Origin of the sequence: Rhodococcus sp. IEGM 27, from assembly GCF_033142305.1 — a bacterium.
Taxonomy (GTDB): domain Bacteria; phylum Actinomycetota; class Actinomycetes; order Mycobacteriales; family Mycobacteriaceae; genus Rhodococcus_F; species Rhodococcus_F oxybenzonivorans.
Genome location: NZ_JAWLSG010000016.1, coordinates 69,765 through 83,976, shown reverse-complemented (window position 1 = coordinate 83,976; position 14,212 = coordinate 69,765). Strand labels below are relative to the sequence as shown.

Sequence of the window (14,212 nt, the reverse complement as noted above, 5' to 3'; positions counted from 1 at the left end):
TGTTTGTGGTTGACGCGTCCGGGTACTCGTCAACCACTCACAGGCGTGGAGCGCATAGGCGTTGCCGTTGAACAGGGAGGTCACCGAGCCGTTCTCGAATACTTCCTTGATGGTGCGCGCGAGGAGCGGAGCGATCGACAGCACCGTCAGCTGCGCGAACTTCTTCGACTCGTCGATCGGGAGGGTGTTGGTGACGATGACTTCCTTGGCGCCACACGCTGCGAGACGCTCGGCGGCGGGGTCGGAGAGCACACCGTGGGTGGCGGCGATGATCACATCTCCGGCACCGGCCTCCTTCAGGATCTTCACGGCGCCGGCGATGGTTCCGCCGGTGTCGATCATGTCGTCGATGAGGATGCAGGTGTGGCCTTCGACCTCACCGACCACACGGTTCGACTTCACCTGGTTGGGCACCAGCGGGTCGCGGGTCTTGTGGATGAACGCCAGCGGGGCGCCGCCGAGGGTGTCGGCCCACTTCTCGGCGACACGGACGCGACCGGAGTCGGGGGAGACGACGGCGATGTTCTCGGTGCCGTAGTTGCCGCGGATGTACTCGGCCAGCTGTCCCTGCGCATGCATGTGATCGACGGGTCCGTCGAAGAAGCCCTGGATCTGATCGGTGTGCAGGTCGACTGTGATGATCCGGTCGGCGCCCGCCGTCTTGAGCAGGTCTGCGACGAGGCGAGCGGAGATGGGCTCACGTCCGCGGTGCTTCTTGTCCTGGCGCGCGTACGGGTAGAAGGGCAGCACCGCGGTGATGCGCTTGGCCGATCCACGCTTGAGCGCATCGATCATGATCAGCTGTTCCATCACCCAGGTGTTCAGCGGGGCCGGGTGGCTCTGCAGCACGAAGGCGTCGGAGCCGCGCACCGACTCTTCGAAGCGGACGAAGATCTCACCGTTCGCGAAGTCACGAGCAGTCTGCGGAGTGACCCGCACATCGAGCTCCTTCGCCACCTGCTCGGCCAGCTCCGGATGCGCGCGACCAGAAAAAAGCATGAGGTTCTTCTGGTTGTCGATCCAATTCGCGGTCACTGCTCTATGCCATCCTTTAAATCTTGCTTGTCGGTTTCGTGCAGGTCGGAACTGTGAGGATGTTCCGCGGCAGACGCCGCCTCGGCGGCGGCGGTACCTGGCCGGTTGCGTTGCACCCAGCCGTCAATATTGCGCTGCTTCCCACCGGAGACGGCGAGCGCCCCCGGGGGTACGTCGTACCGCAGCACGGTGCCGGCTCCGGTGTAGGCACCGTCACCGACCTGTACCGGAGCGACGAACATGGTGTCCGATCCCGTCCGGACATGCGACCCCACCACGGTACGGCTCTTGGCGACGCCGTCGTAATTGACGAACACACTGGACGCTCCGATGTTGCTGTGCTCGCCGATCGTGGCATCCCCGACGTACGTCAGGTGAGGAACTTTGGAATGCGCTCCGATCTCGGCGTTCTTCGTCTCGACGAAGGCGCCGAGTTTGCCGGACTCGCCGAGTACGGTGCCCGGGCGCAAGTAGGAGAAGGGGCCGACGGTGGCGCGGGCACCAATGTGTGCCTCGGCGCCATGGGTGCGTATGACGCTCGCTCCCTCGCCGACGGACACGTCGGTGAGCGTGGTGTCGGGGCCGATCACCGCATCTTCACCCACCGTGGTGGTGCCGTGCAGCTGGACTCCGGGGTGAAGGGTGACGTCGCGCCCGAGTGTGACGTCTACGTCGATCCAGGTGCTGGCCGGATCGATGACGGTGACTCCGCCGCGCATCCACCTCTCCACGGTGCGCCGATTCAGTTCGGCGGCGAGCTGCGACAGTTGCACGCGGTCGTTGGCGCCGCCTACTTTCGCGGCATCCGTCAGGTGGGCGGCAACCACTGGCTTACCGGCCTCGCGGGCAATCTTCACGACATCGGTCAGGTACAGCTCGCCCTGCGCGTTGTCCGCGTTCAGCCGACCGAGGGCTGTGCGCAGGAATTCGGCGTCGAAGGCGTAGACGCCGGAGTTGACCTCGGTGATCGCTGCCTGCTCCGCGGTGGCGTCCGCCTGCTCGACGATGTGGGTGATCTCGCCGTCGGGCCGCCGGACGATTCGCCCGTATCCGGTGGGTTCGGGAGCGGTGAAGGTCAGCACGGTCACGGCCGTGGGTGCCGTCCCGCCGCGATGGCGCTCGAGAAGCGCCCGCAAGGTGTCGCCGTCCAGCAGTGGTACGTCGGCGGCGGTGACCAGCACGGTCCCCTGAAAGTCGGCGGGTAGCGCAGACAGGCCGCAGTCGACGGCGTGCCCGGTCCCGTTCTGCTCTTCCTGGACGGCGACGGCGATCGCGCGGCCGAGCGAGGCTTCCAGGGTGGTGACCGCGGCGGCGACACGCTCCCGATCGTGACCGACCACGGTGACGAGATGCGTGGGGTCGACTTCGGCGGCCGCGTGGAGGGAGTGAGCCAGCATCGTGCGTCCCCCCAGGGTGTGCAGCACCTTGGGGATTTTCGACCGCATCCGGGTTCCTGCACCGGCGGCGAGGACGACCACGGCGGTCTGCACTGGCATGAAGCTCCCTCTGGTCGTTCCACTCTTGCTGCTCTCTGGGCAGCCCGGCCCGGACAGCGCACTGCGCTTCAGGCTTCGCTCCGCCGCCAGGACTCGAACCTGAACTATCTGAACCAAAATCAGAGGTGCTGCCATTACACTACGGCGGATTGCCGCACTCGCGGGGTGTCACGCCCGTTTGCGCGAGAGAATCCTCGCATGCCGACCCGCCGTAGGTCGAACCGCTCCGGAAATTTGTTTCGGGGGTCCCGATAGAGTGGGTGCTACCTGCAGCGTTCTGTGCTGCCCGCGGCACTTGTTCCGTCGCGCGTGTGAGGAAAGGATGGTGCCTCGGTGCCCCGACCCACCGAAGTGGATGCGACCCCGGCGCGGGTGGCGCGCACCCGGATGACCGGCACTCAACGCCGCGAGCAACTGATCGAGATCGCACGCGCCCTCTTTGCCGAGCGGGGTTACGAGGCCACCTCGATCGAGGAGATCGCGCAGCGCGCGCACGTCTCCAAGCCGGTCGTGTACGAACATTTCGGTGGCAAGGAAGGCCTCTACGCGGTGGTCGTGGACCGGGAGATGTCGCGGTTGCTCGACATGATCACGTCCTCGTTGAAGCAGAACCGCTCCCGCGTACGGGTCGAGCGGGTGGCGCTCGCCCTGCTCACCTACGTCGAGGAGCACACCGACGGCTTCCGGATTCTGGTGCGTGACTCGCCGATGGCTGCGCCGGACGGCACATATTCGAGTCTTCTGAACGAGGCCATCGGTCAGGTGGGGCACATTCTCGCCGGTGACTTCTCGCGGCGGGGATTCGATCCGGACCTCGCCCTGCTCTACGCGCAGGCGTTGGTCGGCATGGTGTCGACCACGGCGACCTGGTGGCTAGACGAGCGCACGCCGTCCAAAGAGGTGGTGGCCGCACATCTGGTCAACCTCTGCTGGAATGGGTTGACCAACCTGGAAGCAGACCCGCAGCTCGGATCGGACAGGCCACAGCCTCCTGTCGGGTGAACGGGTTCTCATTTCCCGACGCGTGGTCCAACACCGTCAGCCTCGAGCGTGGCGAGTGTTAGGGTTCGCAGCAGTTGTGTGCCCCCTCAGAGGGGTTGGTCGGGGAGGCAATCGATGGCGAGACAGGTTCGTGCAGAGGTCACTCGGGCATCAGTCCTGATGGCCGCGGCCGACGTGTTCGTGCGCCTCGGGTATGCGAATGCGGGTCTCAACGAGATCATCGAGCAGTCCGGTGTCACCAAGGGTGCCCTGTACTTTCACTTCAGTTCCAAGGAAGACCTCGCTCGGGGCGTGATCGACGAAGGTCAGGTCCGGCTCACTGCAGGAGTCACTTCCGTGAGCGACGGGCCCACGCCCGCGCTGGAGGCGCTCGTCGCACTCTCCTACGTCGCGATCGAGGCGGCCAGTTCTGATCCGATCGTGGCGGCGATGCTGCGACTTCAGCACGAAATCGGCGACTACCAGGGCACCGACGGCAATGTGGTGACCGCGTGGCAGCAGGCTTTCGAGCGGCTCGTCGGCAGGGCCGTCGACGAGGGTGACATTCGCACGGAAGAGGACGTCCCTCCCGAGACGCTCGCGACGTTTCTGCGCGGCTCGCTGTTGGGCACCCATGTTGTTGCCACTGCGACCAACGCGTTCGACGAGCTTCCGCGTCGCATGGAGCGCGTCTGGTACTTCATTCTTCCCGGTCTCGTGGAGCCGTCCAAGCTCGTGTACTTCCGCCAGTTCGCGTCGCGTCGACTACTTCGTTGACAGGGGCAGGGGGAGTTGACCGGGACAGGGGAGTGGTTCCGCCAATGCCGAAGTATCCCAAGAGTGTTATGTGTGTCACATCCTCCTCTGGTAGGAAAAGGCGCCACTACAGTGCAGTGGACCCGCGGTCGGGGGCTCAGGCGATTTCGGAACCAATGAATCACCGCTCCCGGCCCGGCAATGTATGGTTGAGGTCCGTTCGCCTGAATGCAGGTGGAGCGAAAAGCGATAGTGTCGTTGTAAGCCCAGTGCGCCGATGATGCCGGAGGGTGCCCGATGCCGTTCGTCATCGTCGAACGTGAAGAAACGCTAGTTGCCGGATTGGCCGTGCGTAGTCCGAAACGTGCACTCGGGGAGGCGCGTGATCCAGCGCTCGAGAAGACGTGGTCCACGCTGCTCGCGCAGAACGTGGACCGCCCGCTTGCCTCCGCCTACGTCGACCACGCAGCCGACATCAATTCGTATTACACCCAGATCGTCGGGTACCAATGCTCCTCGCTCGACGAGGTGAAGCGGGGACACATCGTGTCCCGGCTGCCCGCGGGCACGTATGCCAAGTTCTCGTCGGTGGGAACCTTTCCCGACTTGTTCGACGCGCTGTGGGGGCAGATTCGTGAAGCGGAAGAGTTGAAACAGATCGAACGGTCCTTCACGGGCGATTTCGAGTTCTACCCGCACGCCTTCGGAATCGATCTGTACGTGGCCATTGTGCCACCCGCTACAAGGTAGGGCCGCAATGACTTTCGAGATCGTCAAGCGTGAGGCAGCCGACTTCGGTGGGTTGGTGCTTCCGCGTAGGGAATTGGGCTCGACGGTGCATGCCGCCGACCTGATGAAGTTCACCCGGGAGCGCATCCATCAGCGCGGAATCGACGATCTGACCACCGTCTATGTGGCCGTTCCCGACCTCGGGTGGAGCGCGGTCGTCGGATACCGGTGTGCTGGACTGGATGACCTCGCGATCGGCGACGTGCTGGTCCGTGTGCCGGCCGGATACTTTGCCAAGTTCCTGCCGGACGGCCGGTCGTCCGATCCGATCGAGGATGTGTGGCTTCAGGCTGAAATAGCCGAGAAGGAAGGGCGCATCGAACGCGCCTTCACGGAAGAGGTTGAGTCTCTCCGTTCTCCGAGCAGCGTGGAGTTGTTCATTTCGCTGGCGTAATCCCAGAGTCGTTTAATGCCGGAAAAGACGGACCTGCAGTTTGTTTCAGGTCTGCTTTGTGGCATCGTAGGTGACAAATGGCTGGTGAGCGCGGAAAATAGCTAACTGCGGGACTGTGACCGGTGATCGTGTGTCCAGTTCTTGGGGTCTCTCGTAACCCGTGAGTCCCTCGGAACTGCTGCACCGACTCACGATGGGACACACCAATGCCTGTGAAGCAATTGTCGAAATCGCCCTACGAACTTCGCTCGACCGACACACCGCTGGACCGAACTCGGAGCGTCTGGGATGCACGATCTCAGTGCCGTTTCGTTGCAGCCACGCCGTCGGCGGAGCCGCAACTCTGGGAAGCATATCTCGAGGGAGCGAAGGATGGCTATCGGAGGTACGGTGCCGAGAAAGCACTCGAGTACAGCCGGATTCGACACGGTGACACCACCGCGGTGTTTTTCGTCGCGCTGGATGCGGACGGTTCCGTGGCCGCGGGGGTGCGGGCACAAGGACCCTACGTCGCCGCAGGTGAGGCACACGCAATAACGGAATGGGCGGGTCATCCCGGTGCCTCGGAGGTTCGCCGGATGATCGAGGATCGGTTACCGTTCGGGGTCGTCGAGGCGAAGGGCGCCTGGGTGTCGGAGAATGCGTCTCACCGGGGAGAACTGGGTGTGGCGCTCGGCCGTTTCGCGACGTATTCGATGGACCTTCTCGACGTGCAGTTCATGCTCGCGACGGCTGGCACCCACGTGCTGGCGACGTGGGCTTCCTCGGGCGGTGTGGTGGCAGACCATATTGCGCCGGTGCCGTATCCGGATGACCGCTACGAGACGCGGCTGATGTGGTGGGATCGGAGGAGGCGCCGGGGCCACGCCGAATCCTTGCAGTTGGCCCAACTACTCCTCACGACGTCCCGACCGGCGCCTTCGACGGCGCCGGAGACCATCGGAAGCGTCGTCCGGCCGATGCGGAGCGTGTCGTGAACGATTTTCGCGGTGACTATGCCGCACTCGTCCTCGACGAGGCGGTTCCCGACGATGCGGAACTGCTGGAACTTCTCCGGCAGGATCCGGCCGTGCTGTTCGTCGATCGGCTGGAACTGCAGCGGGCGAATCTTCGCAGCCTCGTCCCGGCCCCCGGGCCGGAGGTGACGGAGGAGCGTCCCGTCTGGGCCTACTATTCGTGGCGCAGAACGGTGGTACGTCTCCTCGGTCCGGCCTCGTTTCGGTTGCTGCGCCTGGACAGGAACCGGAACAAGATCACGGCGGAGCAGCAGGACCGGTTACGGGGCGTGACCGTGGGGATCGTCGGCCTCAGTGTCGGGCACGCGGTGTCGCTCGCTCTCACCCTGGAAGGCGCATGTGGTGCTCTGCGGCTCGCGGACTTCGACACCATGGAACTGTCGAACCTGAACAGGGTCCCCGGAACGGTGCTCGACCTCGGCGTGAACAAGGCGGTGGTGGCCGCCCGTCGGCTCGCCGAGATCGACCCGTACATGGATGTGTCTCTGTGGGAAGACGGCGTGAGCACCGACACGGTGGCGGCGTTCCTGGACGGCACCGACGTCGTGATCGACGAGTGCGATTCCCTCGACGTCAAGCTGTCGCTGCGGCAGGAGGCGCGTCGCAGGCGGCTCCCCGTTCTGATGGCCACCAGTGACAGAGGGCTGGTCGATGTCGAACGTTTCGACCTCGAACCGGAGCGTCCGCTCTTCCACGGGGTGCTCGGGGACGTCGACGTCGAGTCGCTGTCCGGTCTGGGGGCCCGCGAGAAGATCCCCCTGGTATTGCGCATTCTCGATGCCGGTCAGCTGTCGACGGCGATGGCGGCCTCGCTGGTGGAGGTGGACGAAACCATCTCCACCTGGCCTCAGCTGGGCAGTGACGTGCTGCTCGGTGGCGCCCAGGTGGCCGCGGCGGTACGGCGGATCGGGCTCGGACAGCCCCTCGCGTCGGGGCGGTGCCGCATGGACCTCGACGAGCACCTCGACACCCTGTCCGAGCCGGCGACCTCCGAGCCGGTGTTCGCGGCGGCGGAATCTGCGGAAGCCGGGAGCACTGCGCCCCTCGACGCGGTGGACGCAGTGCTCGAGTCCGCGGCCCTCGCACCGTCCGGGGGCAACGTTCAACCGTGGAAGATCGTCGCGGACGACGAAGCGCTCAGCTTCTTCCTGGCTCGAGAGCACACTACCGAGATGGACGTCGGCTACCGCGGGAGTCTGGTGGCTATCGGAGCAGCACTGCACAACGCCCGAATCGCTGCGGCGGCGTCCGGGATCCTCGGCGACGTGCGGCTTCACAGCGGTACCGACCCGGGTCGACCGGTTGCCACGATGACGTTCGCCGACGGCCACGACCCCGACCTTGCTCGTCGGTACGTGCACATGCGTGAGCGCACGAGCAACCGGAATATGGGCGTGCCCGCCGGCCTCGACAGTGCACTCGCCGCTCGCCTGGTGGAGGACGCCGAGAAAGAAGCGGGACGGCTGCGCCTGGTCACCGAGCGAGCAACCGTGACGTCGATCGGTGAGATTTTGGCGGAGTCCGACCGCATCCGGTTCCTGACTCCGACCTTGCACCGGGAAATGATCGACGAATTGCGCTGGCCACCCGCCGATCCGGTCGACGTGGGAATCGATGTCCGCGCCCTCGAGCTCGACTCCGCGGAATTGTCGACGCTGGAGTTGCTCCGTCGACCCGACGTGATGGCACACGTGGGCGGGCAGGACGGGGGCCGGGCGCTCGGCAATTCCACTCGCGACCGGGTGTCGTCCAGTTCGGCGATCGCGGTGCTCTCGGTATGCGGCCGAGGTGCGGCAGATTACGTGCGCGGGGGACAGGCCACCGAGAGTGTGTGGATCACGGCACAGCAGCACGGGCTCGCAGTGCAACCCATCTCACCGGTGTTTCTCTATGGTGTGGAGCGGGCGGAGTTCGAGCAATTGTCGCCGCGCTATGCCGGGGCGCTGGAGGGTCTTCGACGTGAATTCGTCGACCTGGTCGGAGTGGGAGAGAAGGAGTCGCTGATCATGGTGCTGAGATTGAGTCATGCCCCAGCGCCTTCGGTGCGCAGTGCGCGTCGACGGGACCGGACAGGACGGCGGACGACGTCGTGACAGGAGGCGCAGTGCCTACCGAGAAGCACGCCGAGAAGCTCGACACCCTCGTGACGACCGTCGCGTCACGGCTCACGCCCGTGGATGCGGTGTCCTTCGTGCCCGTCGCCAAGCTGGTCCTCCAGGACCTGGTCGAGCACTTCGAGGTGGATACCTGTTTCCTTCGCTTCAACGACCACGAACTCGCGGCGACAGTACTGGTGGCCGAATACCCCCCGCGCCCGCACATCCCCGAACCGGACCCGATCGGGGTGGTGTACTTCAAGGACGCGGATCCGATGTTCGCGCTGACCGAGCATCAGAAGGAAGTGGTCATCACACGTCCGGAGGTGTCCGGGCGCGACTACAACGATCGTGTTCGGGAGGCGTCCGGAATACCCGAGGTGTCGCTCGCGGCCGTTCCGTTGCTGTCGGGGGAGACGACGACGGGCACGCTCGGGTTCATCAAGTTCGGCGATCGCGACTGGACGCCCGCGGAGGTCGATGTCCTCAAGGCTATCGCCGCTCTGCTCGCACAGGTACAGGCGCGTGTCGCCGTCGAGGAACAGCTGCGGTACTCGGCCGATCACGACTCCCTCACCGGGCTCAGTAACAGGCGCGCCCTCTACAGCCATCTCGACGCGCGGTTGAGTTCTGCGGATCCGGGCCCGGTGGCCATCCTGTTCCTCGACCTCGACCGGTTGAAGCCGCTCAACGACTTCTTCGGCCACGGGGCAGGTGACGGATTCATCTCCACGATCGCGGATCGGCTTCGCGCGAGCTGCGCACCGGACGACCTCGTCGCACGCCTCGGGGGTGATGAATTCGTCCTCGTCCTCGGCGGGTCCGTCGACCTCGCGGAAGCGGAACTGCGGGCACAGCACATCCGTGACGTGGTGACCGAGCGGGTGCGACTCGGGCGCGAGGTGGTCAGTCGCAGCGTCAGTATCGGTGTCGCGGTCGGGTATCCGGGCAAGGTGACGACGGGCGCATTGCTCAGCCGGGGCGACCAGGCGGTCATGGCCGCGAAGACCAAGGGCGGCAACGCGATCAGCGTGTTCACCGAGGAGATGCAGGCGGAGAGCGAAAAGCGCAACGTGATTGAGTTGAGCTTGCGCGGCGCCATCGCCGACGGGTCGCTGTTCCTCGAGTATCAGCCGGAGGTCGACCTGCGCACCGGTCGCATCATCGGGGTGGAGGCGTTGGTGCGCTGGCATCATCCGTTCCTGGGCTTGCTGCAGCCGGTGTCGTTCATCGACGTCGCCGAGGCGACCAACCTGGCCGGGGAACTCGGTCGCTGGGTCATCAGAACCGCGTGTGCGCAGTGGTCACGGTGGAGTAGCCAGGCACCAGGCCTGGATCTCACCCTTCGCGTCAATGTCTCGCCCGGACAGCTGGCCGGGCTGGACTTTCTCGACGTGGTTGCGAGTGCGCTGAAGGAGTTCGATCTGCGACAGGGTGCCCTGTGTCTGGAGATTACCGAGAATGCGGTGCTGAGTGACCTCACCCGGACCCGGGAGGCCCTCGACGGTCTGCACGAACTGCACGTCGAGGTGGCGATCGACGACTTCGGTACGGGCTTCAGTTCGCTGAGTCACCTCAAGGCGCTCCCCGTGGGGACGCTCAAGATCGACCGGGGTTTCGTCATGAATCTGGACAAGAACCCGGAGGACCGGGCGATCGTGAAGTCGATCGTCGGGCTGGCCGAGTCGTTCGGTCTCGGGCTGGTGGCGGAGGGGGTCGAGAACGCCGAGGCGGCCCGAGCGCTCATCGACCTGGGCTGCCACCGAGGTCAGGGGTTCTTGTTCAGCCGCCCGGTGTCCGGGGCGGCGATCGGTGCACTGCTGGTCAAGGGCAGTATCGACGTCGCGATCTGACGTCCGTTTCTGTTTGCCCGGCCAGCAGGCAGACAAGAATCCGCATGTCGCCGGGATCGACTAGGCTGGCTCAGTCCGCAACTGGCCGAGCGCCTCGGCCCGAGCTGTTCGCCGGCAGTTCGTCATCACTGCTCAGGAGTTGTCGTTGTCTTCCCCGCTCATCGCCGCCGAGCCCTCGTCCGCTAGAACTCCGCTCGCCGGCCTGGCACGGATCGCTCTGGCCGACGGCGTCATCGCGCAAGTGGCCGAGGTACTCGGACGCAGTCATCTCGACATCGTCGCTCCCGGGCCCGTCCGCCCGTTCGTGGCCGCGGCGCTCGCCGAGCGCACCCACTTGTTGCTGGTCACCGCCACCGGCCGCGAGGCCGACGACCTCACCGCCGAGCTTCAGGAGATGATCGGCGACGCCGTCGCCCAGTTCCCGTCGTGGGAGACCCTGCCGCACGAGCGGCTGTCACCGAGTGCCGACACCGTCGGCAAGCGCATCGAGGTTCTCCGCCGGCTGGCCCGCCCGGACGACGTCTCGTACGGTGCGCCGTTGCGGGTGATCGTCACCACGGTGCGCTCCCTCGTGCAGCCCATGGCACCCGGCCTCGGCGAGATCGAACCGATCACCCTGCGGGTGGGCGTCGAGCACGATTTCGACGGACTCGTCCAGCGGCTGGTCGAAATGGCGTACACCCGCGTCGACATGGTCGGCAAGCGCGGGGAGTTCGCCGTCCGCGGTGGCATCCTCGACCTGTTCTCGCCCACCGCGGACCACCCCGTCCGCATCGAGTTCTGGGGCGACGAGGTCACCGAGCTCCGCGCCTTCTCGGTGGCGGACCAGCGGTCACTTCCCGAAGTCGAACTCGACGCGGTGATAGCGCCGCCGTGTCGGGAGCTCATCCTCACCCAGGACGTGCGTGATCGTGCGGCGCAACTCGCGGCCGACAATCAAGCCGACGCCGCTCTCGTGGAGATGCTCGACAAGATGTCGGCGGGCATTCCGGTGGAAGGCATGGAGGCGCTGCTGCCGGTGCTGCGGCCGGGCCAACTGCAGCTCCTCACCGATGTGCTGCCGGACGACGCCCACATCCTGCTGTGCGATCCCGAGAAGGTCAGGACCCGTGCCACCGATCTCGTGCGCACCGGTCAGGAGTTCCTGGAGGCCTCGTGGACGGCCGCCTCGATCGGCGCTGACGCACCGCTCGACGCGTCGGCGTTGAAAGGGGGCGGTATCGACCTCGGTGCCTCCGCCTATCGTTCGCTGCGCCAGGTCCGGGACTCGGCGGAGGCCAGTGGCCGCCCCTGGTGGACTCTGAGCCCCCTCGCGTCGGGCAACGGTGAAGAACTCGAACTGGCGGTCACCGCGGCGCCCCAGGTGCGCGGATCCGACGACCTGCTGGCCGAGTTGTTCGTGTCCCTGCGTGCCCACGTGAGCACTGGTGGTCGCGCCGTCGTCGTCGTACCCGGTGCAGGCACCGCACACAGGGTTCTCGAGCGGTTGCACGAGGCGGAAGTCCCCGCTGCCGAACTCACGGCGGGCGGGGAGCCGCCGCGCGGGCAGGTGGCGGTGCTCCGTGGGGCGCTGCACGAGGGGCTCGTGCTGCCGGGTGACGATTCGACACCAGGACTGGTCATCGTCACCGAGTCCGACCTCACCGGTAACCGGGTTGCCGCCGTCGGCGACGGCAAGAGACTGCCCGCCAAGCGCCGCAATCAGGTGGATCCGCTCGCACTGACAGCGGGCGACATGGTGGTGCACGACCAGCACGGCATCGGACGATTCGTCGAGATGGTCGAGCGCACCATCGGCGGCGCGCGACGTGAGTACCTCGTGATCGAGTACGCCGCGAGCAAGCGTGGTCATCCCGGTGACCGCCTGTTCGTCCCCATGGAATCCCTCGATCAGCTCTCCCGTTACGTCGGCGGTGAGCTTCCGGCCCTGAGCAAGCTCGGCGGCTCCGACTGGGCAAACACCAAACGCAAGGCGCGCAAGGCAGTTCGCGAGATCGCCGGCGAACTCGTCCAGCTCTATGCGGCGCGTCAGGCCGCGCCCGGCCACGCTTTCGGGCCGGACACACCGTGGCAGAAGGAGATGGAGGACGCGTTCGCGTTCACCGAGACGGTCGATCAGCTGACGGTGATCAGCGAGGTCAAGGCCGACATGGAGAAGGCGGTCCCGATGGACCGCGTCGTCATCGGTGACGTCGGATACGGCAAGACCGAGATCGCGGTACGTGCTGCCTTCAAGGCGGTGCAGGACGGCAAGCAGGTGGCAGTGCTGGTGCCCACCACGCTTCTTGCGCAACAACATTTGCAGACGTTCACCGAGCGGATGGCAGCATTCCCGGTGAAGGTGCGCGGTCTGTCCCGATTCACCGACCCCGGCGACTCCAAGGAGATCATCGCAGGGATGGCGGACGGCGAAATCGACGTGGTGGTCGGAACACACCGGCTGCTGCAGACCGGAATCCGGTGGAAAGACCTCGGCCTCGTGATCGTCGACGAGGAGCAGCGCTTCGGTGTCGAACACAAGGAGCACATCAAGGCGCTGCGTACGCACGTCGACGTGCTCACCATGTCTGCCACACCGATTCCGCGAACCCTCGAAATGAGTATGGCCGGCATCCGCGAGATGTCGACGATTCTGACGCCACCGGAGGAACGGCACCCGATCCTCACCTACGTCGGTGCGTACGCCGACAAGCAGGTCGCCGCGGCAATCCGACGGGAACTGCTCCGCGACGGTCAGGTCTTCTACGTCCACAACCGGGTGAGCTCCATCGACAAGGCGGCGCAGCGTATCCGCGAACTGGTGCCGGAAGCACGGGTGGCGGTGGCGCACGGTCAGATGAACGAGGACACACTCGAGCGGACCGTGCAGGGCTTCTGGGAACGTGACTACGACGTCCTGGTGTGTACCACGATCATCGAGACGGGCCTCGACATCTCCAACGCCAACACGCTCATCGTCGAACGCGCCGACTCCCTGGGGCTCTCCCAGCTGCACCAGCTACGCGGGCGTGTCGGACGCAGTCGCGAACGTGGATACGCGTACTTCCTGTATCCGCCCGAGAAGCCGCTCACCGAAACGGCCTACGACCGGCTCGCTACCATCTCGCAGAACTCGGACCTCGGCGCCGGTATGGCAGTGGCGATGAAAGACCTCGAGATCCGCGGTGCGGGAAACGTGCTGGGCGCCGAACAATCGGGTCACGTCGCGGGTGTCGGCTTCGACTTGTACGTGCGCCTGGTCGGTGAAGCCGTCGAGGCCTTCCGTGCAGCAGCGGACGGAAGACCCGTCACCACGGAGGACGCGCCCAAGGAGGTCCGGATCGACCTTCCCGTCGACGCGCACATTCCCCCCGACTACGTCACCAGTGACCGCCTCCGCCTCGAGGGTTACCGCAAGCTCGCCGCAGCGACGGACCATGCCGGTATCACCGCAGTCGTGGACGAGCTCGTCGACCGGTACGGTCCGATGCCCGAAGAGGTACGCCGGCTGGTCTCCGTGGCCAAGCTGCGCCTGCTGTGCCGCGAATACGGTCTCGAGGAGGTCGCGGTGGCCGGCACCCAGCTGAAGATCGCACCCATGCTGCTGCCCGACTCGAAGCAGTTGCGCCTCAAGCGGATTTACCCGAGCGCCCAGTACCGGGCCACCACCGGAATGGTCCAGCTGCCTCTGCCGCGGGCCGGCTCGGGAGGTATCGGCGCCGACCGCGTACGCGACGTGGAGCTGCTGCAGTACATCGCCGACTTCATCGTCGCGCTCGACGGCAAGGCTGCCGGTTCCGTGGTGATGGAGGCCTGA

General features: G+C 65.7%; 10 protein-coding genes and 1 tRNA gene. 8 read left to right on the top strand and 3 right to left on the bottom strand.

Annotated features, from left to right (window positions below; translation table 11 throughout):
- The 3 genes from R4P95_RS30885 to R4P95_RS30875 all read right to left on the bottom strand — a co-directional run.
- The coding region (locus tag R4P95_RS30885; protein ID WP_317840522.1) for a ribose-phosphate diphosphokinase at positions 1–1,035 on the bottom strand (1,035 nt) is incomplete at its 3' end.
- Positions 1,032–2,531 (bottom strand): bifunctional UDP-N-acetylglucosamine diphosphorylase/glucosamine-1-phosphate N-acetyltransferase GlmU, encoded by a 1,500-nt coding sequence (gene glmU / locus R4P95_RS30880; RefSeq protein ID WP_317747609.1) that lies wholly within the window; start codon positions 2,529–2,531, stop codon positions 1,032–1,034. The genes R4P95_RS30885 and glmU, both read right to left, overlap by 4 nt.
- Before the next feature lie 78 nt (positions 2,532–2,609).
- Positions 2,610–2,680 (bottom strand) — tRNA-Gln (locus tag R4P95_RS30875).
- A gap of 238 nt (positions 2,681–2,918) precedes the next feature.
- Between R4P95_RS30875 and R4P95_RS30870 the strand changes: the two genes are divergently transcribed.
- From R4P95_RS30870 to mfd, 8 genes are all read left to right on the top strand, one after another.
- On the top strand, positions 2,919–3,533 hold the full coding sequence (locus R4P95_RS30870; RefSeq protein WP_230990262.1) for a TetR/AcrR family transcriptional regulator: 615 nt from the start codon (positions 2,919–2,921) through the stop codon (positions 3,531–3,533).
- Between the two features lie 114 nt (positions 3,534–3,647).
- On the top strand, positions 3,648–4,289 hold the full coding sequence (locus R4P95_RS30865) for a ScbR family autoregulator-binding transcription factor (RefSeq protein ID WP_317756824.1): 642 nt from the start codon (positions 3,648–3,650) through the stop codon (positions 4,287–4,289).
- Between the two features lie 276 nt (positions 4,290–4,565).
- Positions 4,566–5,018, top strand: coding sequence for a GyrI-like domain-containing protein (locus R4P95_RS30860; RefSeq protein WP_109332285.1), 453 nt, complete (start codon positions 4,566–4,568; stop codon positions 5,016–5,018).
- Between the two features lie 7 nt (positions 5,019–5,025).
- Positions 5,026–5,451 carry a hypothetical protein gene (locus R4P95_RS30855; protein ID WP_317747611.1) on the top strand — a complete coding sequence of 142 codons (426 nt, stop codon included), beginning with the start codon at positions 5,026–5,028 and terminating at the stop codon, positions 5,449–5,451.
- Between the two features lie 206 nt (positions 5,452–5,657).
- On the top strand, positions 5,658–6,428 hold the full coding sequence (locus R4P95_RS30850) for a hypothetical protein (protein WP_317747612.1): 771 nt from the start codon (positions 5,658–5,660) through the stop codon (positions 6,426–6,428).
- Positions 6,425–8,560 (top strand): Rv1355c family protein, encoded by a 2,136-nt coding sequence (locus tag R4P95_RS30845; protein ID WP_317747613.1) that lies wholly within the window; start codon positions 6,425–6,427, stop codon positions 8,558–8,560. Before R4P95_RS30850 ends, R4P95_RS30845 begins: the two co-directional genes overlap by 4 nt.
- A gap of 11 nt (positions 8,561–8,571) precedes the next feature.
- Complete coding sequence (locus tag R4P95_RS30840) at positions 8,572–10,416, top strand: EAL domain-containing protein (RefSeq protein WP_317747614.1); 1,845 nt, start codon at positions 8,572–8,574, stop codon at positions 10,414–10,416.
- 145 nt (positions 10,417–10,561) lie between these two features.
- Positions 10,562–14,212 carry a transcription-repair coupling factor gene (gene mfd, locus R4P95_RS30835; protein ID WP_317747615.1) on the top strand — a complete coding sequence of 1,217 codons (3,651 nt, stop codon included), beginning with the start codon at positions 10,562–10,564 and terminating at the stop codon, positions 14,210–14,212.